The organism is Streptomyces sp. NBC_01635, from assembly GCF_045209715.1.
GTDB lineage: Bacteria > Actinomycetota > Actinomycetes > Streptomycetales > Streptomycetaceae > Streptomyces > Streptomyces hirsutus.
The window spans coordinates 5203807-5224147 of record NZ_CP109277.1 but is presented as its reverse complement, the minus strand read 5'-3'; the positions used below and the strand labels follow the sequence as shown (position 1 = coordinate 5224147).

General features: G+C 70.4%; 20 protein-coding genes and 1 pseudogene. 10 read left to right on the top strand and 11 right to left on the bottom strand.

Annotated features, from left to right (window positions below; translation table 11 throughout):
• Positions 1 to 22 precede the first annotated feature (22 nt).
• Together OHB56_RS24390 and hemL are read right to left on the bottom strand one after the other, a co-directional pair.
• On the bottom strand, positions 23 to 760 hold the full coding sequence (locus OHB56_RS24390) for a histidine phosphatase family protein (protein WP_406355643.1): 738 nt from the start codon (positions 758 to 760) through the stop codon (positions 23 to 25).
• A complete protein-coding gene (gene hemL / locus OHB56_RS24385; protein ID WP_326757118.1) occupies positions 757 to 2073 on the bottom strand; it encodes a glutamate-1-semialdehyde 2,1-aminomutase in 1317 nt (438 codons plus the stop codon). Before hemL ends, OHB56_RS24390 begins: the two co-directional genes overlap by 4 nt.
• 481 nt (positions 2074 to 2554) lie before the next feature.
• Between hemL and OHB56_RS24380 the strand changes: the two genes are divergently transcribed.
• On the top strand, positions 2555 to 3169 hold the full coding sequence (locus tag OHB56_RS24380) for a hypothetical protein (protein ID WP_326754149.1): 615 nt from the start codon (positions 2555 to 2557) through the stop codon (positions 3167 to 3169).
• Between the two features lie 67 nt (positions 3170 to 3236).
• Here OHB56_RS24380 and OHB56_RS24375 read toward each other — a convergent pair whose 3' ends face one another.
• On the bottom strand, positions 3237 to 4580 hold the full coding sequence (locus OHB56_RS24375) for a tyrosine-type recombinase/integrase (protein WP_326757117.1): 1344 nt from the start codon (positions 4578 to 4580) through the stop codon (positions 3237 to 3239).
• Position 4581: 1 nt separating this feature from the next.
• A complete protein-coding gene (locus OHB56_RS24370) occupies positions 4582 to 4902 on the bottom strand; it encodes a helix-turn-helix transcriptional regulator (RefSeq protein WP_326754148.1) in 321 nt (106 codons plus the stop codon).
• 386 nt (positions 4903 to 5288) lie between these two features.
• Between OHB56_RS24370 and OHB56_RS24365 the strand changes: the two genes are divergently transcribed.
• From OHB56_RS24365 to OHB56_RS24350, 4 genes are all read left to right on the top strand, one after another.
• The gene (locus tag OHB56_RS24365) at positions 5289 to 5525 is read left to right on the top strand and encodes a helix-turn-helix domain-containing protein (RefSeq protein ID WP_326754147.1); all 237 of its coding nucleotides are present in this window, start codon (positions 5289 to 5291) and stop codon (positions 5523 to 5525) included.
• Positions 5526 to 6242: 717 nt separating this feature from the next.
• Positions 6243 to 7508, top strand: coding sequence for a DUF3631 domain-containing protein (locus OHB56_RS24360; RefSeq protein WP_406355640.1), 1266 nt, complete (start codon positions 6243 to 6245; stop codon positions 7506 to 7508).
• A 319-nt stretch (positions 7509 to 7827) separates the two neighbouring features.
• On the top strand, positions 7828 to 8346 hold the full coding sequence (gene mobC, locus OHB56_RS24355) for a plasmid mobilization relaxosome protein MobC (RefSeq protein WP_406359208.1): 519 nt from the start codon (positions 7828 to 7830) through the stop codon (positions 8344 to 8346).
• Positions 8343 to 10061, top strand: coding sequence for a relaxase/mobilization nuclease domain-containing protein (locus OHB56_RS24350; protein WP_406355638.1), 1719 nt, complete (start codon positions 8343 to 8345; stop codon positions 10059 to 10061). Before mobC ends, OHB56_RS24350 begins: the two co-directional genes overlap by 4 nt.
• Here OHB56_RS24350 and OHB56_RS24345 read toward each other — a convergent pair whose 3' ends face one another.
• Genes OHB56_RS24345 through OHB56_RS24335 form a run of 3 tightly spaced genes read right to left on the bottom strand, consistent with a single transcriptional unit; the run spans position 10062 to position 11770 of the window.
• Positions 10062 to 10607 (bottom strand): flavoprotein, encoded by a 546-nt coding sequence (locus OHB56_RS24345; protein ID WP_406355636.1) that lies wholly within the window; start codon positions 10605 to 10607, stop codon positions 10062 to 10064. It abuts the gene before it with no gap.
• A 54-nt stretch (positions 10608 to 10661) separates the two neighbouring features.
• Positions 10662 to 10892, bottom strand: a complete 231-nt coding sequence (locus OHB56_RS24340; protein ID WP_406355634.1) for a DUF397 domain-containing protein — start codon at positions 10890 to 10892, stop codon at positions 10662 to 10664.
• Positions 10889 to 11770 (bottom strand): helix-turn-helix transcriptional regulator, encoded by an 882-nt coding sequence (locus OHB56_RS24335; protein WP_326754141.1) that lies wholly within the window; start codon positions 11768 to 11770, stop codon positions 10889 to 10891. Before OHB56_RS24335 ends, OHB56_RS24340 begins: the two co-directional genes overlap by 4 nt.
• 346 nt (positions 11771 to 12116) lie before the next feature.
• Between OHB56_RS24335 and OHB56_RS24330 the strand changes: the two genes are divergently transcribed.
• Positions 12117 to 13283: a hypothetical protein gene (locus OHB56_RS24330; RefSeq protein ID WP_406355632.1), complete on the top strand. Its 1167-nt coding sequence runs from the start codon at positions 12117 to 12119 to the stop codon at positions 13281 to 13283.
• A 19-nt stretch (positions 13284 to 13302) separates the two neighbouring features.
• Positions 13303 to 14019, top strand: coding sequence for a 2'-5' RNA ligase family protein (locus OHB56_RS24325; protein ID WP_406355631.1), 717 nt, complete (start codon positions 13303 to 13305; stop codon positions 14017 to 14019).
• Here OHB56_RS24325 and OHB56_RS24320 read toward each other — a convergent pair.
• The 4 genes and pseudogenes from OHB56_RS24320 to OHB56_RS24305 all read right to left on the bottom strand — a co-directional run bounded on the left by OHB56_RS24320 (position 13997) and on the right by OHB56_RS24305 (position 18139).
• A complete protein-coding gene (locus OHB56_RS24320; protein WP_326754137.1) occupies positions 13997 to 14401 on the bottom strand; it encodes an ATP-binding protein in 405 nt (134 codons plus the stop codon). The two genes, OHB56_RS24325 and OHB56_RS24320, sit on opposite strands and share 23 nt — an antisense overlap.
• 568 nt (positions 14402 to 14969) lie before the next feature.
• A pseudogene (locus tag OHB56_RS24315) lies at positions 14970 to 16232 on the bottom strand (MFS transporter).
• Between the two features lie 6 nt (positions 16233 to 16238).
• Positions 16239 to 16691: an ArsI/CadI family heavy metal resistance metalloenzyme gene (locus tag OHB56_RS24310; protein WP_406355628.1), complete on the bottom strand. Its 453-nt coding sequence runs from the start codon at positions 16689 to 16691 to the stop codon at positions 16239 to 16241.
• Between the two features lie 38 nt (positions 16692 to 16729).
• Positions 16730 to 18139, bottom strand: a complete 1410-nt coding sequence (locus OHB56_RS24305; protein ID WP_326754135.1) for an NAD(P)-binding domain-containing protein — start codon at positions 18137 to 18139, stop codon at positions 16730 to 16732.
• A 109-nt stretch (positions 18140 to 18248) separates the two neighbouring features.
• Here OHB56_RS24305 and OHB56_RS24300 point away from each other — a divergent pair, with 109 nt between their 5' ends.
• Genes OHB56_RS24300 through OHB56_RS24290 form a run of 3 tightly spaced genes read left to right on the top strand, consistent with a single transcriptional unit; the run spans position 18249 to position 20257 of the window.
• Positions 18249 to 19310, top strand: coding sequence for an NAD(P)/FAD-dependent oxidoreductase (locus OHB56_RS24300; protein ID WP_326754134.1), 1062 nt, complete (start codon positions 18249 to 18251; stop codon positions 19308 to 19310).
• A gap of 39 nt (positions 19311 to 19349) precedes the next feature.
• Positions 19350 to 19721: a metalloregulator ArsR/SmtB family transcription factor gene (locus OHB56_RS24295; protein WP_326754133.1), complete on the top strand. Its 372-nt coding sequence runs from the start codon at positions 19350 to 19352 to the stop codon at positions 19719 to 19721.
• Between the two features lie 26 nt (positions 19722 to 19747).
• Positions 19748 to 20257: a GNAT family N-acetyltransferase gene (locus tag OHB56_RS24290; protein WP_326754132.1), complete on the top strand. Its 510-nt coding sequence runs from the start codon at positions 19748 to 19750 to the stop codon at positions 20255 to 20257.
• Positions 20258 to 20341 lie beyond the last annotated feature (84 nt).

Genomic DNA, 20341 nt, shown 5'->3' with positions numbered 1-20341 from the left:
CCCGCTCGGGGCCGTGCCGGGCCTAGGCCCCGAAGGCCTTGCCCTGGGGGGCGCCCTTGCCCTTCACCGGCTTGGCGCTGGCGAGGAGATGGGCGGGGACGAGATCGCGGGCCGGCTCGCTGTAGCCGACGGAAACGATCTTGTCGCCCAGGTAGGTGAAGGTGGTCAGCGAGGCGAGGGTGCACTGCCGCTTGCGCGGGTCGTGCCACAGCCGCCGCTTCTCGACGTAGGACCGCACGATCCAGATCGGCAGCTGATGACTGACCAGCACCGCCTCGTGACCGCGCGCCGCGTCCTTGGCCGCGCCAAGCGCGCCCATCATGCGGACGACCTGCTCGACGTACGGCTCGCCCCAGGACGGCTTGAACGGGTTGACGAGGTGCTTCCAGTTCTCGGGCCGGCGCAGTGCTCCGTCGCCGACGCCGAAGGTCTTGCCCTGGAAGACGTTCTCGGCTTCGAGGAGCCGGTCGTCGGTGGCGATGTCCAGTCCGTGCGGCTTGGCGATGGGCTGGGCCGTCTCCTGGGCCCGCTCCAGCGAGGAGGCGCCGACGTGGACGATGTCGCGGGAGGCGAGGTGCTCGCCGACCCGGTCGGCCATCCGCCGGCCCAGCTCGGAGAGCTGGTAGCCGGGGAGACGGCCGTAGAGGACGCCCTCCGGGTTGTGGACCTCGCCGTGCCGCATGAGGTGGACGACGGTGAGGTCCCCGTTCCCCGTGCTCCCCGTGCTGGTGCCCGTGTTCTTGTCCGTGCTCTCGCTCATGCCGTCGCCTCCGCTGCCGCTCGGGCCGCCGCGGGGAGGGCGTCGGCGATCCGCTGGACGGCCCGGTCGTCGTGCGCGGTGGACACGAACCAGGACTCGAAGGACGAGGGCGGCAGGTAGACGCCGTTCTCGAGGAGGGAGTGGAAGAAGGCGGTGTAGCGGAACGACTCCTGCGTCCTGGCGTCCTCGTAGTTCTTCACCGGCCGGTCGGTGAAGAAGACGGAGAACATGTTGGAGGCGTTCTGCAGCGTGTGCGCGACGCCCTCCTTGGTGAGCGCCTCGGTGACGAGGGAGCGGATCCGCTCCGAGACGGCGTCGACCTTCTCGTAGGCGGCGTCGTCGAGCAGCCGCAGCTGGGCGAGCCCGGCGGCGGTGGCGACGGGGTTCCCGGAGAGGGTGCCGGCCTGGTAGACGGGTCCGGCGGGGGCGAGGTGGGCCATGACGTCGGCCCGCCCGCCGAAGGCCGCGGCCGGGAAGCCGCCGCCCATCACCTTGCCGAAGGTCATCAGGTCGGGCCGTACGCCGTCGACGCCGAACCATCCGGCGCGGCTGGTACGGAACCCGGTCATGACCTCGTCGGAGATGTACAGCGCGCCGTTCGCGGCGCAGACGTCCTTGAGCCCCTGGTTGAACCCGGGCAGCGGCGGGACGACGCCCATGTTGCCCGGGGACGCCTCGGTGATCACGCAGGCGATCTCGCCGGGGTGCGCGGCGAAGGCGGCGCGTACGGCGTCGAGGTCGTTGTAGGGCAGGACGATCGTGTCGCCGGCCTGGGCGCCGGTGACACCGGGGGTGTCCGGCAGGGCGAAGGTGGCGACGCCCGACCCGGCGGCGGCCAGCAGCGCGTCGACGTGGCCGTGGTAGCAGCCGGCGAACTTGATCACCTTGGCTCGCTGCGTGAAGCCGCGGGCGAGCCGAATGGCCGACATGGTGGCCTCGGTGCCGCTGGACACCAGCCGGACCTGCTCCAGCGGCTCGATCCGGGCGACCATCTCCTCGGCGAGCGCGACCTCGCCCTCACCGGGCGTTCCGAAGGAGGTGCCGCGCGCGACGGCGTCCTGCACGGCGGCGATCACCTCGGGGTGCGCGTGCCCGAGGATCATCGGCCCCCAGGAGCAGACGAGGTCGACGTACTCCCGTCCGTCGGCGTCGGTCAGGTACGGACCGGTGCCGGACACCATGAACCGGGGCGTGCCACCGACGGCCCGGAAGGCACGCACCGGTGAATTCACGCCACCGGGGGTGACGGCCGCGGCACGATCGAACAGCGCCTGCGAGGCTTGGGCTTCGTACGGGTAGGGCAGTTCGCTCATGACCTGCGACTTCTCCGGCATCTCCGACATCTCGGACTCGGGCTGCGAGTGACCTGTTCAGGGTAGGCCAGGCGCGGACGGGGAACCGGAGCCCGGCTCCTGCCGGGGCCCGGAGTGGGGGCCGCGCCCCCGCCCGAAGCCCTCCGCGGGACCGGGTGAGTAATCCGGCCCCGCCTGCCCGTACCACCCTTTCGTACAACCATTTCGTACGCGTGTTTCGTACGGTCGCCCCCGCGGCCGTTCACGGACGCGGGTATTCGGTCCCCCACAAAGGCATCCGGTCCCGATTCGCCCGTGATCTGCGAAACTGGCGTGGGAGTGCACACAGCTCACCCGGCCCGGGGCGGCCGGGCGCTGGGAAGGACCCGCGGGCAGATGCAGCACCGCACGTTTCGGCGGGCGGCCGTGGGGGAGGTCACTGACACGATGATCGGGTTGCGCGGCGGGGCCACGCGGCCTAGAAAAGCAGTCGGGTGGAGATATGCATCGCGGTGGCGGACTGGGCGAGGGGACTGACGACCTCGGTCCTCGACGTTCCCGGCGGGGAAGGCACCGGCGCGAGGCGGAAGAGGCGGACGAGGCCCGTCGGGCACACGGTGCTCCGGGCGAGGCCGAGCCGATCGACCCGTCGAGCGCGGGAAGCAGGATGGGTGGGCGAGTGGGGGTGACCTACAAATACTTCGGCGCGCCGGACGGCGCCACCGCCGCCCGCGTCCCGATCTCGATGCGCCCCGAGGAGCTCGGCGGCGACGAGCTCGGCATGGGCGGCATGTTCACCAAGATCAAGCCGGAGACGATGGCCGCCATGGTCCTCACCGGCATAGAGGGCGTCCCCCTGCACAAGGTGCCGCCGCTGGAACTGGTCGTCCTGCACCCCGACTACGCGGTCGTGAAACTCCCGATGACGGCCGTCGACCGCCTCCGCGACATAGGCGAGGAGACGGTGGGCGCGGCCGCCTTCATCTGGTCCACGGTCCCCGACCGCGGCGGCCCCAGCGACGCGTTCAACGTCTACCAACTGCTCCACGAGTGGCAGGACTTCAGCCACCGGCTGCACGAGGCGGGGCACCAGCCGTACTGCCTGGTCTGGCCCTGACCTGGGGTTTCTTGGTGTGCGGGCGGGGCTTTCGAGTCCCGCCCTCGTCATGTGCCCGGAGGGGTCGTCAGGCGGCCAGGGCACATTGAGGGCACATTGGTTTCGCTGGTGGTGCTGATGTGCCCTGGGCGGCGGGCGGAGCGCCGTCGTCTTCGGCTTCTTCGGTTTCTTCGGCTTCGGTGAAGGCGTCGTCGATCGCCTTGCGTGTCCGGGTCTCGCTGGACGGCAGCAAGTGCGTGTACGTCCGCAGCGTGAAGCCGGGGTCCGAGTGACCGAGGTATTCGGAGAGCGCCTTGATGCTCTCCCCCGCGTCCAGGAGCACGGAGGCGTAAGCATGCCGGAGGGCGTGCATGCCGTCCTCCGGGGCCGCCTGGAGGTACCTCGCCCCGCGCTTACGGGGAGGGATCACGCCGGCGGCGGCCAGCGCAAGCTTCCAGGCGCCCATGTTGAAGACGCTGCGGTTGTAGGCCCGGTCCTTCTCGTCGACGAAAAGGAGGCGTACGGTCGTCGGCTCGCCGTCCGGTTTGGCCCAGGGCAGGGTGACCTCGACCATTGGGAACTCCTTCATGTGGGCCTTGAGGGCAGCCGCCAGCTGAGCCGGCAGCGGCACTGACCGGATCTTGTTGCCCTTGGGCAGGGCGAAAACGGGCTTCGTGCCGACGAGCCGCACTTGCCGGTTGACGTGGATCCAGCCGCCCTTGAAGTCGATGTCCTCGACGGCGAAGCCGAAGACCTCGCCCTGGCGCAGACCGCAGCCGAAGGCGAGCCTGCCGCCGGCCTGGAAGCGTTTGGGTAGCCCGGCGATGACGGCGCGTACGCGCTCCAGGGGCCAGGGGACAATCTTCTTCTTGGTCGCGGTCGGCAGCTTGACCGACTTCGACTTGCACGGGTTCTTCGGCAGCAGCCCGTCCTCCACGGCCATGCCGAGGATGCTGGAGAGGATGTCGAAGATGCCCTCGATCGTCGACACCTCGAAGCCACCGTCCTGAAGCGTGCGGATCCAGCCCTGAATGGTCGAGGGCTTGTTCAGGGACCGCAGCTCGCGCCGGCCGAGGTGGGCGACGATGTGGTTGCGGACGGTGGCCTCGTAGCGAAGGGCCGTGGTCGGGCCCACCGAGTTCGCGTCGAGCCACTTCCGGGCGTAGGCGCCGAGCGTCTGCTTCGTCTCGGCGGGGACGACGTAACTGCCGCTCCGGATCTCGACGTCGACCTCGGCCGCCCGCTTGTCGGCTTCGGCCCTCGTGTGGAAGTTCTCCTTGCGCTGGTGGCCGTCCAGATCGCGGTACCGGACCTGCCAGCGCTTCCCGATTCCGTGGTCCGACGTCGGGACCATCCGCCGGGTGCGGCTCTTGTGCTCGCCGCACTGGGTCTCGTCCGGCTTGGGATGGGACTTGTGCCAGCGGTCGTACACGTCAGCCAAGGAGGGCCTCCCGGGCTCGGCCGCGGGCATCTGCGTCGACGTGGCGAGGATGGGCGTCGGGGCGGGCCCCAAGTGGCAACAGAGCCGTCGGCGGAACACCGAGGGCTGCAGCGATCACGACGAGGTCGTCGATGTCGCAGCGACGATGGGCGCGTTCGGTACGGCTGAGTGCGGTGTTGGTCATCGGGCGTCCCATCGCGGTGCAACGGGCGGCCAGTTGATGCTGGGTGAGGCCGAGCGCCATTCGTATGTGTTCGATGGCGCGGGCGGCGTGGAGGCCGGCGGGGCCTATTTCAAGAGGTCGAGTTGCCATGACAGGTAGCTGTAACTTGCAGCCGGAGCCTTTGGCAATAGTTGGTTCACGAACTCTAAAGAAGTCTCTGCCCGCCGGGTCGCGAATTGATCCGGAGATTACCCGACGCAAGACGCCCGAAAGCCGCACTGCGGTTTTAGCGCGATGCGGAAAGTGAGCGCAGTGTAGCTTGCAGCAGCATCCGGTGGGGGCCACCACCTGCGGTTACGAGCCGCCCATCGCACCGGCACTAACTTTTTGGTTGACCGGCGATTCGCCCTTACGGTTATGACTCCCCGGCCACCCAATGGGAACTGCTGGAGAGTTCTAGAACCAACTCTGGACTTCTTCACCCGGGGTGTGGCCGTGTTGTCCACGCTGTTGTCCGAAACCGAAAATGGAGCCCTATGCCGAGCCTTTCCCCCCGTCCTGTCCACACCGCCGCCGACGCCTCCCGACGCGGCCCCCTGGCCACCCCGGCGGAAGTCGCCGAGTACCTCGGGGTGCCGGTGAAGACGCTCTACCAGTGGAAGTACCGGGGCATCGGCCCCAACGTGCACAAGGTCGGCCGCCACCTGCGCTACCGCTGGCACGAAGTCGACGCCTGGCTCGACCGGCAGACCTCGTACGACCTCACGGCATGACTCACGGGGGAACAGAGCGGCCCCCGGCGCGCCAACGCCGAGGGCCGGAGATTCCCCTGCGCATCGCCCATCCCTGAACGAACCGGTGAGGGGCGGGACCTCGCCCGTCCTGTCCCTCACCAGAGAGGAACGTCTATGGAGGACCCTACGTCCTCGGACGCCGCGAGTGCGTCCGCCGGCGCGGAGGCCGGGCCCAAGGTCGTCTGGCCACCCGTAGCAGTCCCCGGGCAGGGGACGGTCCCGCGCAACGGGGACCGTCGCAATGGGGACCGGGCCGAGTCACGGTCCCCACGTCAGGGGACAGGGGACGGCTCCCGCGTCGAATCCGAAAACGGTCCCCACAGTGGGGCCCGTCCCTTGGGACCGAACCCCGGGGGCCGGTCCCCTCATACGGGGACCGGGGACCGACCGCACCATGGAGCTGCTCCGTGGCCGCCGGAGGGTGCGGTCCCGTCCCACGACCGGGCGCGGGCCGGGGACCGGATATCCGTCGGTGTAGGAGAGATGCAGGCCGGCGGCGTGGGGACCGGACCGCAGGCTGGGGACCGTGCCGATCCGGGCAGACCGGTCCCGTCCCCAGGGCGGGACCAAGAGCCCGGTCCCGGCCCCCTGGTCCCCGACGTGGGGACCGGTCCCCAGGATGCAGGCATCGCCCGGGGGGACCGTGGCCCCCGAGGGACCGCGGGGACCGGGACCGGGCAGGCGAAGGACGGGACCGTGGTCCCGGACGACGGTTCGAGGGCCGGGGACCGTGGAAGCGCCGGCGGCGGGACGGCGGAGGACGGTGCCGTGCTGCTGGACGAGGTGCGGGCGACGATCGGCCGGTACGTGGTGCTGCCGAGCGAGGAGGCGCTGACCGCGGTCACGCTGTGGGTGGCGGCCTCCCACATCCAGCCCGCCCTCCAGCACGCACCACGTCTGGCGGTGGTCGGTCCGACCAAGGGGTGCGGCAAGTCCCGCGTCCTGGACGTGCTCCACGAGACCGTGCACCAGCCGATGATGACCGTGAACACCTCTCCCGCAGTGGTCTTCCGCGTCATCGGCAAGAACCCGCCGACGCTGCTGGTCGACGAGGCCGACACCATCTTCGGCCCCAAGGCGGGCGAGAAGGAGGACCTGCGCGGCCTGCTGAACGCCGGGCACCAGCGCAACCGACCCGCCTGGCGGATCTCCGGGCCGGAGCACAAGCCGACGGCATTCCCCACCTTCGCGATGGCCGCGCTGGCCGGGATCGGCGACCTGCCCGACACGATCATGGACCGGGCGGTCGTGCTCCGCATGCAGAAGCGCAAGCCCGGCGAGCGGATCACCCCGTTCCGCTCGCGGTACTCCGTGCCCGAACTGAACGCACTGCGCGAACGGCTGACTGCATGGCTGACCCCACTGCGTGGCACGGCTGCCGGTCTGGTGCCGGCGATGCCGGTCGAGGACCGGGCCGCGGACACCTGGGAGCCGCTGGTCATCGTCGCCGACCTGGCCGGCGGCCACTGGCCCGCCAGCGCCCGCGTCGCCTGCCTGGCGATGCCCCGGCACGAGGCCGTCCAGGACGAGCAGACGACCCTGAAGACGCGGCTGCTGCGCGACATCCGCCGCGTCTTCGAACAGGAAGGCAACAAGGAGGCCCTGCGCTCGCAGGACCTGCTCGCCGCGCTACTGACGGACGCCGAGTCCCCATGGCCGGACTACGGCTCCAAGGGGCTGAACGTCTACCACTTGTCGGCGCTCCTCAGGGACTTCGGCATCCGTCCGGCCAACTACCGCTTCGAGCAGGGCCGTCAGGCCAAGGCGTACGCCCGCAACCAGTTCCTCGACGCCTGGGCCCGCTACTGCCCCGACCCCACCACCGCTCCCGCGCAGCCGGCCCACGCAGGTGGGCACGAGTTCATGCCCGCACGTCCGGCCCCGGGCAAACCGCCCACTCCTCCGGCCGGGCCGCTGCCCATCGGTCTATCCGGTGCCACCGGCCCCAAGCACGCCCGCTGACCCGCCCCCCTCTGGGACCGTCTCAGTCCGTCCCATCCGTCCCCGCGCAGGTCAGCGCGGGGACGGATTTCCTCGCCGCGACGGATCGATCCGTACCTGCGTGCCAGTCCGTACCTGTCCTGACCAGCCACGGGACGGATGCGACGGACGTGACGAAGCCCTGTCCACACACCACTGGAGCACGACTATGCGCGATGACCCCGCAGACGACGCCCCCTTCCGCCCCCGCGGGGAGTTCCTCGGGCCCGCCCACCGAGCAGCAGCAAGGTATGCCGTTGGACCGTCCAAGGGCCGGTCCAACGGGGGCTCCGCCCCAAGGGTGGCGGAGATCCTCGGGCGCCAGGGGGCGCCCGAGGGGGAACAGCCCGCCAAGGCCGCGGCCGTCTTCCTGCCGCGCGCCTCCGAAGCCGCCGCCCTGCACCGCATCGCCCGTCGCCGCAAGCGCAAAGACACCCAGCGCAAGGAACGCGTCGATGTGCGCTACAGCGTCGAAGAGAAGACCGCCATCCTCACCAGGGCCCGGTCGCTCAACATCGCCGGCGCCCACTACGTCGGCGCCGTCGTCATGGCCCACATCCACGGCGACCTCGCCCTACCCGGCCAGCGCACGCCGCTCGACGACTACATCGACGAGCTGACCGCCCTGCGTGAGCAGGTCGCCAAGATCGGCCACAACATCAACCAGATCGCTCGGAAGCTCAACTCCGGCGCTCATCCACATCCTGGGGATACCGCCACCCTGGCCCAGACCGAACGCACCCTGGGCGCGGTCCGTGGTGCCATCAGCGAGATCGCGGCAGCGGCGAACCAGACCGTCACCAAGAAGGCAGCCCGGTGATCGCCAAGATCAGCAGCGGCAAGGACACGGCCGGCCTGATCCGCTACCTGTTCGACACCAAGAAGGCCAGAGACCACACCGACCCCCACCTCGTCGCCTCCTGGGACGGTTTCGCCCCCGACCCCGGCCGCAGCGACGACTTCACCGCCGCGAAGAAGCTCCTGGTGGCCGACCTCGACCTCCGCGTCAAGCAAGCCCGCCGACTCAGTCGAGCCCCCGAGCGGCACGTCTGGCACTGCTCCCTCCGCGCCGCCACAACCGACCGCCACCTCAGCGACGAGGAGTGGGCCGACATCGCCCGCCGCGTTGTGGCCGCCACCGGCATCGCGCCACAAGACGACCCGGACGGCTGCCGCTGGGTCGCCGTCCGCCACGCCCCCGACCACATCCACATCGCCGCCACCAAGGTCCGCGGCGACCTGCGCACCGCCCGCCACTGGAACGACTACCTCACCGCCGACCGCGAACTCGCCACCATCGAAAAGGAATACGGCCTCTTCCAAGTCACCCGCGGAGACCGCACCGCCGCCAAGCGCCCCACCCGCGCCGAACAGGAAAAGGCCCGCCGCCAGGGCCAGAGCAAGCCGGCGCGCGAACGCCTGCGCGCCATCGTCCGCACCACCGTGGCCGCCACCACCAGCATCGAGGAGTTCATCCGCCTGCTCAGCCACACCGACGGCGTGCTGGTCGAAGTCGTGTACTTCCCTTCCGGCGACGTACGCGGCTACAAAGTCGCCAGCGAAGACAACACCACCGCCGGCAAGGAACCCATCTGGTACTCCGGCTCCGAACTCGCACCGGACCTGTCCTTCCCCAAGATCCGAGCACGCCTGGAAGCCACCGACCCGCAGCCCACCAACCAGCCGGGCCGGCGCGGGCCCAACCCCTGGCACCAAGCCACCGCCGCCGCCGAACGCATCCCCCACCACCTCACCGGAAACGACGACCGAGCCTCCCAGGCCCACCTCGCCGCCTTCGGCGAAGCCCTCGACGCCCTACCCCTCCTCACACCCGCACCCATCCGCGCCCAACTCCGCGAGGCGGCCTCCGCCTTCGAGCGCGCCACTCGCTCCCGCATTCAGGCTGAACACCACCACGCCCGTACCCTGCGAGGCGCCGTACGGGCGCTGCTCCGCGAGCCCGCGCCCAGGGACGGCACGGTTCTGACAAGGTTCCTCGATGCCGTGATCCTCGTCGCCATCGCGGCCGCCCGCTGGCACCAGCTCCGCCACCACGACCAGCAGGTCGCTGCCGCCCAGCAGACCCTGCTCCACCTCCAAGCCGCCTACGACCAGGCAGCAGCCGCACCCCTGGCCGCCCTCGTCCAGCACCGAACGCCCCAACAGACTGTGGACCGGCACATCCACCACATCCGTCGGGCCGTGCCCGAGCACGCGGAGCAGGTCCTTAAAGACCCCGCTATCGACGCCCTCACCGCCGCACTCGCCGAAGCGGAAGCACTCGGCCACGACCCAGAGCGACTCCTCAGACAGGCCGCCGACCAACGTGCCCTGGACGACGCCCGCTCCCCCGCAAGGACCCTGGCCTGGCGTATACAGCGCTTCAGCGCAGGGCCCGCGCCCAGCGCACGCGACCGCGCAGCACAGGCCCGCAGCGCAGCACGGCCCGAAGAGGCACCACAGCGCCCCAGCACGCCGACCCACGAAGCAGCCGCGGTCTCGCCCCCGCGCCCGTCGCAAGCACGACGGCGCTGATCACGACGGCACAGACAGCCTGGGGGCGAGCAATTCCAGCACTTCCTCCCAGCGGTAGCGATCGGCCCCACCGCCCGCCTTCGGCCGGTGAGGCTCGTAGGAACCGATCATCACGCCCATCTCACGCAGCCGTTCCAGGCTCTGGCGGTATGCGGGGTGCGCGGCCTGGGCGGAGTTCAGGTACGGCAGCACGGCGACCGGGACGCCCATGGCCAGCGCCTCGCACAGGATGCCCAGCGCGAGGTTGTCGGAGATCCCGGCGGCCCACTTGTTGACCGTATTGAAGGTGGCCGGGGCGACCGCGATCGCATCCGCAGGTCGACTCGGGCGCGGCTCCCCCGGTGATCGCCAGGCCGAGCGGATGGGGCGGCCGGTCCGGGCCTCGACCGCCTCCGCGTCGATGAAGCCGAGCCCTTGCGGAGTGGCGACGACGCCGACGTCCCAGTGCCGCTCCTGTGCTGCGGTGATCAGCCGACCAATGTCAGCGGCGACCCCGGCCGCACAGACCACGATCTGGAGGAACGGCTTGTCGTGCTGATCACTCACGCGGGCACTCCCAGTTGGCGGCTGACGTGGTGCACGTGCGGCTCGGGCAGGGCCTCAGCCGACGCGAGTTCCGCCGTCGGTGTAATGGCCCAGAAAATCATCCAGGGCGGAGCGGCTGATGATCACAGGTGACAGGTCGAGGTCCTTGGAATCACGAACCGCCGCGTACGCACCGAGGTCGGCGATCTCGACGCAGTCGTTGGCGCCTCCGCTGTAGGAGCTCTTGCGCCAGTGTGCCTTGTGAAGTTCCTCGACGCGGGGTCGGCGGGGCGGGATCGTGCTCACGGTTCGAGCTCCTCGGCAATGCGGGTGAGGCGGGTACGGGTCTCGGCCGGACTCAGGGCCGAAGCTCGGAGCTGGTCAAAGATGCCCATGTAGTTCTGGACGTCGCTCTCGAACTCCAGATACACGGAATTGTTGGGGTTCTCCAGCCAGACCAGCGGGGCCGTGGGCTGGGGGAAGGTGAGGATGACAAAGGGGCCGTAGAGGCCGGGGTGGGCGCCGAGAGAGAACGGGAGGATCTGGATGGTGACGTTCGGCTGTTCGCCGGCCTGGACGAGGTGGTCGAACTGCTCGCGCATCACGGCGGGGGAGCCGACGACGCGGTGGAGAACGGCTTCGTCCAGGACTGCCCGCAGGTATGCAGGACGCTCACCGGACAAGCGGCTGTCCTGACGTTCCATGCGCACCTTGACCAGGGCATCTACCTGGTCGGGAGTGAGGTCGGGACGCATCTGAGCGATGACGGCGCGAGCGTAGTCCTCGGTCTGGAGCAGTCCCGGAACGAGTAGGGGTTGGTAGTTGGCCAGCGCGGTGGCGCCGGCTTCCAGGGCGAGGTAGCCGTCGTAGCGGGTGGGGGTGAGAACCGTGGAGTACTTCCGCCACCAGGGCTTCTGCTGTTCCTTGTCGGCACGGACGAGGTCGAGGACGTCGTCATGCACGTCGGTGTCGGTGACGGCGTAGCAGTCCAGGAGAGCCCGGACCAGTACGGGGGTGGTGCCGCGTTCGCCGGTCTCGATCCGGCTGAGGGAGCCCTGGTTCACCTCGATCTGTTCCGCGACCTCGGTGAGGGTGAGGCCGGCCGCCTCCCGTAACTCGCGCAGCCGCGCGGCGAGCTGGCGTCGGTAGACCGACTGAGGGACCAGCTTCCTCTTCAGTGCCATGGGGGCAGTCTGTCCATCCACCCGTTCGCAGACAACCCGAACGGGCCAACTTGGCGAGACATATTGCCTAGTTACTGTTTGCGTCGGCATCCTTGCGTCAGACATCCCGTGCGCCGGTCGGTCGGCGTGCGTGCCGTTCGCCGACGAACCGTGGTTCCGCCGACGTGTTGGGAGGTCCGCCATACCCCGGAACACGCTGCTGAGGCAGTTACTCGGAGAGCGTCACCTCACGACGTACAAGGCGTTCGAGGTGCAGTTCTCCCGCGCGGCCCGACGCTTGGCCACGCAGGCGGATGATCCACGCCTGGCCTCGGTGGTGGTCTCTTCGCGGCAGTTCGACCGGTGGATGAGTGGGGAGCTGAAGCAGCTCCCCCGCCCCGACACCTGCCGCATCCTGGAAGAGCTGCTGGGCAGGGCCGCCAGGGAACTGTTCGCCCCGGCTCCGACGGATCCGCCGGCTGCCTCAGCACCGCTATCTGCGGACGTGCCGCCTGTTCCCCCGCCTCCCCCGGCCCACCCGATCACCGACGACGAGAATCCGGCAGAGATCGTCGCCCGGGCTCGCCAGCTGGCCTGCGGCAATGCTGATGAAGCCACCCTGGCTTTCCTTGCCTCCCAGGTCGATGTGATCACCGAGCGGTACGAGCAGGACGGTCCGCACGGCCTGTGGGTACAGACGAAGAGCCTGCGCAGCCTGGGCCATACTCTGCTCGCCGGCCAGCAACCTCCGGCGGCACGCAGGGAGCTGTTCCGGATCACCGCACGGGCCGGCGGACTGCTCGGCTACATGGCGGTGAACATCGGCGCTTTCCCACTGGCCGAGGCGTACTGCGCCGAGGCACTGGAACTGAGCCGGGCGATCGGCGACCTCGACACCGAGTTATGGGCCGGCGGCACCCAGTCCTTCGCGGCGTACTACGCGGGCCGCTACGCCGAGGCCGACGTACGGGCCGCCGCCGCGCTGGACCGGGCGCCGAACCACCCGCAAGCCATCCGGCTGCTTGTCAACGGCCGGGCCCGCGCACTGGGCAAGCTCGGTGACCGAAACCAGGCCGAGCGGGCCATCGGACAGGCACTGGCCCTGTCCGACCGGTATGACGTGGTCCCTGGCCTGACCTCGTGCATCTCGTTCTTGCCGTACGGGCGGGCTCGCACCTTGGCCAACGCGTTGACCGCCCGTGTCGCTCTGCAGGACACCAAGCATGTGCTGCGGGACGCCGAGTACCTCGACGGCCTGGTCGAGAAGTCCGACTCCGCGTGGAGCCGCTCCCTGGTCCGCCTGGACGTGGCCACCGCCTTGCTGCAACAGGGAGCACCGGACGTCGAGCACGCCATGTCTCTCGGGCAGCAGGCGATCACACTGGCCGCCACACTGCCGATTAGCTCGGTGCGGCAGCGCTCTCGGGACCTGTACGAACGAGCGACCCCTTGGCGGAACCTGCCCGCGGTACGCGAGTATGGCGAACAGCTCCGCGTCTGGGGCTCCCTGCCTCGGTCCGCAGAGGCGGGGTGATCACAAAGGAGTTCGCCGGGTGCCTTGGCCGCACATCCCGCTCAACGCCGATCCCGCCGCCTTCCCTGCTCGCCCGCCGGCCGACCTGAGCGACCCAGCGGTGATCGCAGCGCATGACCAGGCGGCCTTCGACGCCGTGGAGACCATGGTCGATCACTGGGACCGGCCCGGCTGGGCTGCGCAGACCCGCGCGTACTACTGGATGCTCACCTTCCCCGACAGCCCAGCGCTGGACGACCTCGCCCGTCGCTGTCAGCAGCACCTCTCACCGCTCGGCCTGGATCCGGTCCCCGACGACGGGTTGCACATCACGCTCACGCGCGTCGGTTCCGACGCAACGCTTCCGCTGAGCCGCCTCGATGACGTCATCAGCGCGGCGGTGCCGCTTCTCCCGGCGGCCTTCCGCCTGCGGGCCGTCCCGCTCGCGGGCTCTCGGGGAGCCGTACGCCTGACAGTTGCGCCATGGGACCCAGTACTGGCGCTGCATGCGGCCCTCAGCAAGTCCATGACTCGGTTGGGACTGACTCCCCGCAAGCCGACCGCGCTGTTCCGCCCGCACCTGAGCCTGGCCTACAACAACCGGTCACGCCCCGCTGCCCCTGTCATCGAGGCCGTCACCACGCTCCGGGATCTTCCACCGGTCGACTTGCACGTTCAGGAAGTGCAGTTGGTGGAGCTGCGGCGCGAGGACCGCGCTTATCGGTGGGACATCGTCAAGAGCGTGCCGCTCGGCTGACTGCAGACTTTCTCCGCGGCAGGACGGCAACGACCGCCTTGCCGACGGCAGTGGTCTCCACGTACCACCGCCGTGCCAGTGTCTGTACCAGCCACAGCCCACGGCCGGATTCGGCAAGCGGATCGGCAGCAGTCTCCGACAGGTGAACACGACCATCGTCGTGCTCCGGGTCGTGGACCGCGACGATGACCTGATCCCCGTTGATCTCGATGGTCAGACAGTCGGGGCCGGCAGTCGTGTGTCGCACGGCGTTGCCCACCAGCTCGGATACGACCAGCACCGCGTCGTCCACGCAGGGCACGACGCCGGCCAGCACTGTACGAACCTGGTCACGGGCTGGGGCAAGCGGCTCACGCCGACCGGCCAGGGCCACCCAGTACATGTGCGGACTGTGGACTGCCGGGCTTGAGTCGTTCAGCATCGCGGTCGCTCTTCCGGTCGTACGAACGGGCGTGACCCACAGGTTCCGCTTATCCGCAGCGCGTCTCCACGCCGTCCGACCGACGCTTCTCCGCTGTCCGGACGGCGGGGAGAGGGCGTAGCAACGGCGTGGAAACGCCACCATCGCGACGGGAGCCTCGAAGCCGATGGCCGGACCCCTCCAGGGGCCTCCGGATCGCCGACTTCACGCAGAGGAGATCACCGTGCCCGCCCCCGTACGAGGTACCTACCGGAACCGCCTCCCTCTTCGCCGGGGACACCCTCCTGCACACCGACCTCGCCCCGCACAACGTGCTCGTGGACGACCGGGCCCACATCATCGACTGGGCCTGGCCCACACGCGGCGCGGCCTGACCGATCCCGGCGCAGGTCGTGTGCCGAGCGCACCTCCAGCCCGTCAGACAGCTGTGAGAGGTGTCTCCGTCCTCCGCACCGCCGTGGCGGACGGCAGTGGCAGCGGCGACATCAAGCTGAAGGTAGCCAGCGACGCCATCGCCCGCCTGGTGCGTTCATGACGACCCGGGGGCCGGGCGGGTCCTCTGCTCGCTCCTGGGCCGGTTGTCCGCGTCAGGAGTGGTCCAGGCCGCGGTGAATGCGGCGGTCATGGAGATGATGGCCAGGAGCACGAAAACGTGGCTGTATCCACCGAGTGGCGCGGCGAGCACTGCTCCGGCGATGGGGGCCATAGCGGCCGCGGTGGTTGCCGGGGCCGCGAGCAGTCCGGAGAGCCGACCGTAGTGGGTGGTGCCCCAGCGGTCGGTGACGGCGGTGGCCTGCAGCAGGGTGAGATTGCCTCGGACCATGCCGGCCGCGATGGACACGGCGGCCAGCAAGGCATATGGGCCCGACACGGCAGCGAACGCGGCGGTGGTGAGGCCGCCGAGAACGATCAGGATCGTCGTGCGGGCCGTCACAGCGATGCGACGGGCCAGTGCGGCGTACAAGGTGCGGCCGAGGGTTTGTCCGGCCCCGCCAAGTCCAAGAGCTCAGGCTGCCTGATTGGTCGTGTAACCGCATTCCAGGAGAAGCGGAACGAGGGCCACGACGACGGCGTACATCGTGAACGCCGACAGTGTGAAGGCGGCTGCGAGCAGGAGGAACGGCCTGCTGCGCTCGGCTCTGGACTCGCCGGTGGCCGCGTGCGCGGTTCCGGGTGGGGCCTCGGGCCAAGGGGCACGCAGCGCCAGAGCGTGGGCGGGGATGGTGACGGTGGCGAGGATGGCGGCCAGTACGAGGTAGGTGTGGCGCCAGGAGAGGTGGTCGGCGAGCAGGGCGGTCAACGGGGCGAAGACGGTGGAGGCCAGGCCGCCGGCGAGGGTGACGATGGTCAGGGCCCGGATGTGGTCGGGGGCCCACCAGCGGGTGAGGGCGGCGAAGGCGGGCTGGTAGAAGGTCGCCGCCATCGCAAGTCCGGCGAGCGCCCAGCCGACGAAGAAGACGGGCAGGTTGGGGGCCGTGGCGACCACCAGCAGGCTGGCGGCGCCGAGGGCCGAGCCGATCGTCATGACGGCGCGCGGGCCACGCCGGTCGAGAATGCGCCCGACGCGGATTCCGGCGAGCGCGGAGACGACGAGGCCGAGCGAAAACGCCGCCGTGGTCGCTCCGGCCGACCAGTTGGTCGCCTGGGTGATCTCTGGGTTAAGGACGGGGAAGGCGTAGTAGACGATGCCCCAGCTCACGACCTGCGTCAGGCAGAGGGCAGGTAGGGCGGCGCGGGGCCGCGACCGGTCCCCTGCTCCGGTCGCGGCCGAGGTGGTGAGCGCGTCGGTCATGGATGGTCAGCAGCAGCCACCGGCTGCGGCGGCCTCCTTCACCGGCGCGGAACTGGCGCAGCAGGCGCTCTGTGGTGGTGATGCCGGCGCCGGGGCGTCGGCCTTCACGACGTACACCTCCCAGCGTTCGCTGCCGGGGCCCTGGACCCAGACCTTGTCCTGGAGGGTGTGGCAGCAGGTGGTGTCGTTCTCCTCCCGGGTGGCAAGGCCCGCGTCGGCGAGGCGGCCGGTGGCGGCATGGACCTCGTCGGTGGTGGAGACCTCGACGCCGAGGTGGTCCATGCGGGTTTCCTCGCCCGGCTCGCCCTGGAAGAGGACGAGCTTGAGCGGGGGCTCGGCGATGGCGAAGTTGGCGTAGCCGTCGCGGAGTTTGGCGGGCTCGGTGTCGAACAGCTTGCTGTAGAAGGTGATCGCCGCTTGGAGATCGGGGACGCGGAGGGCGAGTTGCACGCGGGACATGACGTACCTCCTCCTGGGTGGGTGGACAGGGGTTCGGGTCAGCCGCAGCAGCCACCTGCCGGGGTCTCCTCGGCAGACGCGCCTACTGCCGCAGGCGTGCCGAGCTGGACAAGCTGCGGCTCGGGCGCCGGGGCGCAGCAGCCGCCGCCGTCGGCCTGCTGGGTGTCGTCGGGGGTGTCGAAGAGGCCGGCGCCGCCGCAGACTCCGGTCTCGGGCAGGGTGAGTTCGACGCGGTCGGCGGCCTCGAGGTCTCCGGCGATCGCGGCGGCGACGGAGCGGACCTGCTCATAGCCGGTCAGGGCCAGGAAGGTCGGGGCGCGGCCGTAGGACTTCATACCGACGAGGTAGACGCCCTGTTCGGGGTGGGACAGCTCGCGGTGACCGTGCGGGTAGACGGTGCCGCAGGAGTGCTGGTTGGGGTCGATCAGCGGGGCGAGTGCCACCGGGGCCTGGAGCCGCTCGTCCAGGCCGAGCCGCAGCTCGGACAGGAACGACAGGTCGGGGCGGAAACCGGTCAGCACGATCACTTCGTCCACGGCGTCGAGCCGCCGACCGTCCTCCGCCACGAGAATGAGACGCCCGTCGCCGTCCCGCTCGACCGCCTCGGTACGGAAGCCGGTGACCGCGGCGGCGTGCCCGGCCTCGACGGCGGCCTTGGCAGCCAGGCCGAGCGCACCGCGGGCCGGCAGCTCGTCGGCCTCGCCGCCGCCGAAGGTGGAGCCGGAGATGCCCCGGCGCAGGACCCACAGCGCCTTCGTGCCGGCGCCCTCATCGGTCTCGGCGAGGGTCGCCAGGTGGGCCAGCGCGGTGAAGGCCGAGGCGCCGGAGCCGATCACAGCGGTGCGCCTGCCCGCGTAGCGGGCACGGGCCGCCGGGTCCTTCAGGTCGGGGACGCGGTAGGCGATGCGGTCGACGGCCGCCTTCTCGCCGAGGGCGGGCAGGCCGCTGCCGCCGGCCGGAGACGGGGAGGTCCAGGTGCCGGAGGCATCGATCACCGCGCGGGCGAACAGCCGCTCCTCACGCCCGTCCGCATGGGCGACGTGTACGACGAAGGGCTGGGTCTCGCGGTCGGCGTCGACGATCCGATCACGGCCGGCCCGGGAGACGCCGGTGACGGTGGCACCGGTACGGACCCGGCCACCCAGGACGTCGGCGAGCGGCCGCAGGTACTGCTCCGCCCAGTCGCCACCGGACGGGTACGTGGCCGGGTCGGGGCGGATCCAGCCGGTGGGAGCCAGCAGCTTCTCGGCTACGGGGTCGACCACTTCACCCCAGGTGGAGAACAGGCGCACGTGCGACCAGTCGCGCACCGCCGCTGCGGCGGCTGTGCCGGCCTCCAGGACCAGCGGTTCGATGCCGCGGCTGGTCAGGTGGGCGGCGGCGGCCAGACCGGCGGGTCCTGCTCCGATCACGACGACGGGCAGCTCGGTGGTGGCGGGCGCGTTCACGGCGACTCCTTGCGTGTTTCGACATCTGTCGATGGCTTGCGCGGCCCAGCATGACACCTGTATTGATAAGCGTCAACATAGACATTCATCGAATCCGGGGAGATTACTGGTGGAGCACATCGACGTCGCTGTGATCGGTGGCGGCCAGTCCGGACTGGCGACCGCCCACGCCCTGCTGCGCCGAGGGCTGCGGCCGGTGGTGCTGGAAGCATCCGGCCGTGCGGTCGGGTCGTGGCCGCGCTACTACGACAGCCTCACGCTGTTCTCGGCCACCCGGTACAGCTCTCTGCCGGGGATGCCGTTCCCCGGCGCCGACCGGAACCACTATCCACACCGCGATGAGGTTGTCGCCTACCTCACCGCCTACGCCAGCCGCCTGGACGCCGAGATCCGCACCGGCTGCCGCGTCAGCGCGGTCCGCCGCACCGGCGACGCCTTCGAGGTGGAACTGGAGGGAGGCGGTCGGCTGTCCGCGCGGGCCGTCGTGGCGGCTTCCGGGTCGTTCGGCCGCCCGCACCGGCCGGCGCTGCCGGGCCTGGAGGAGTTCACCGGCCAGGTGCTGCACGCCGCCGACTACCGCAACCCGGCCCCGTTCACCGGCCGCCGGGTGGTGGTGGTCGGGGCGGGGAACTCGGCGGTGCAGATCGCCGCCGAGCTCGCCGGGGCCGCGCGCGTCACGCTCGCCACCCGCGGGCCGGTGAAGTTCGCGACGCAACGCACCCTCGGCCGCGACCTGCACTTCTGGCTGACCCGCACCGGCCTGGACACCGCACCCCTCGGCCGGCTCCTCCCGCGCCCTCCGGCGCAGCCGGTTCTCGACGACGGCCGCTACCGGACGGCCCTGGCCGCCGGACGGCCGGAGCGCCGGCCGTTGTTCACCGGCGTCGACGGAGCCAAGCTCGTCTGGCCGAACGGGGAGCGGGAGGAGGTCGACGCGATCGTGCTCGCCACCGGCTACCGCCCCGACCTGCCCTACCTCGCCCGCCTCGACGGCGCTCTGGACGCCGTCGAGGACCCCCGGCATCGGGAGGGGCTCGCGGTTGAAGTGCCGGGTCTGGCGTTCGTCGGGCTGGAATGGCAGCGCAGCCTGTCGTCCAACTCGCTGCGCGGCGTGGGCCGGGACGCGGACCGGATTGCCCGGCGCCTGGCCGCCCACCTCGCGCGCCGGTGACGGACCTCGCGTTGGTTCGACATGTGTCAACATAGATGTATGTCGAATGCGAAGGTGCTACCGCTACTCGAAGCCAACGGTCAGGGTGTGGCGCCGTGCTGCCCGCCTCTGACCGAGCGCCCGATGACCGCCGAGGAGGCTGAGAGGGCCGCGCGGATGTTCAAGGCGCTGGGTGACCCAGTCCGCCTGCGGCTGTTCTCCGCCGTCGCCTCCCATGAGGGCGGGGAGGCGTGCGTGTGCGACATCTCCAATGTCGGCGTCTCCCAGCCCACGGTGTCCCACCACCTGAAGAAGCTGAGGGAGGCGGGCCTGCTGACCTCTGAGCGGCGCGGCACCTGGGTGTACTACCGGGTCGAACCGTCGGTGCTCGCCGCGATGGGCAAGTTGCTGGCCATGCCGGCTGCGGCCTGACGACCGGGCGGACAGAGGGGAAAGCGGTGAGCGGGGCGCCCCGTGCGGTGGTCGTACCGTTGGCGGCGGAGCACGCCGACCAGGTACTGGCGATCTACCAGGCAGGCATCGACGAGGGCAACGCCACGTTCGAGACCAACGCGCCGAACTGGGAGACGTACGACGCCGCGAAGTTGTCCGAGCACCGCTTCGCCGCCCTTGACGAGGGCAAGGGAGCGGTGCTGGGCTGGGTCGCCGCGAGCAGGGTCTCGGACCGGTGCGCGTATGCGGGCGTGGTCGAGCACTCCGTCTACGTCCACCCCGCCGCCCGCGGCCGCGGCATCGCCTCCGCCCTGCTCAAAGCGCTGATCGACTCCACCGAGCAGGCCGGGATCTGGACCATCCAGTCCGGGATCTTCCCCGAGAACACTGCCAGCCTCGCCCTGCATCAGCGCCACGGCTTCCGCATCATCGGTACGCGGGAGCGGATCGGACACCACCACGGCGTGTGGCGCGACGTCGTTCTCGTCGAGCGCCGCAGCCCGGCCATCACATAGCTGGCACCGGCGAGGTGGTGGAGCTCAGGTGTCCTCGATGATCGAGCAGACGGCGGCGGGCTCATCGCACGGCCGGAAGTCCCC

What these genes read in the sequence shown, in the direction of transcription:
- OHB56_RS24390 (WP_406355643.1), bottom strand. Translation starts at nt 760, where the DNA reads ATGAGCGAGAGCACGGACAAGAACACGGGCACCAGCACGGGGAGCACG.
- OHB56_RS24380 (WP_326754149.1), top strand. Translation starts at nt 2,555, where the DNA reads ATGCATCGCGGTGGCGGACTGGGCGAGGGGACTGACGACCTCGGTCCT.
- OHB56_RS24335 (WP_326754141.1), bottom strand. Translation starts at nt 11,770, where the DNA reads ATGGCACTGAAGAGGAAGCTGGTCCCTCAGTCGGTCTACCGACGCCAG.
- OHB56_RS24310 (WP_406355628.1), bottom strand. Translation starts at nt 16,691, where the DNA reads ATGTCCCGCGTGCAACTCGCCCTCCGCGTCCCCGATCTCCAAGCGGCG.
- OHB56_RS24330 (WP_406355632.1), top strand. Translation starts at nt 12,117, where the DNA reads ATGAGTGGGGAGCTGAAGCAGCTCCCCCGCCCCGACACCTGCCGCATC.
- OHB56_RS24370 (WP_326754148.1), bottom strand. Translation starts at nt 4,902, where the DNA reads ATGGCAACTCGACCTCTTGAAATAGGCCCCGCCGGCCTCCACGCCGCC.
- OHB56_RS24320 (WP_326754137.1), bottom strand. Translation starts at nt 14,401, where the DNA reads ATGTACTGGGTGGCCCTGGCCGGTCGGCGTGAGCCGCTTGCCCCAGCC.
- OHB56_RS24295 (WP_326754133.1), top strand. Translation starts at nt 19,350, where the DNA reads ATGTCGAATGCGAAGGTGCTACCGCTACTCGAAGCCAACGGTCAGGGT.
- hemL (WP_326757118.1), bottom strand. Translation starts at nt 2,073, where the DNA reads ATGAGCGAACTGCCCTACCCGTACGAAGCCCAAGCCTCGCAGGCGCTG.
- OHB56_RS24365 (WP_326754147.1), top strand. Translation starts at nt 5,289, where the DNA reads ATGCCGAGCCTTTCCCCCCGTCCTGTCCACACCGCCGCCGACGCCTCC.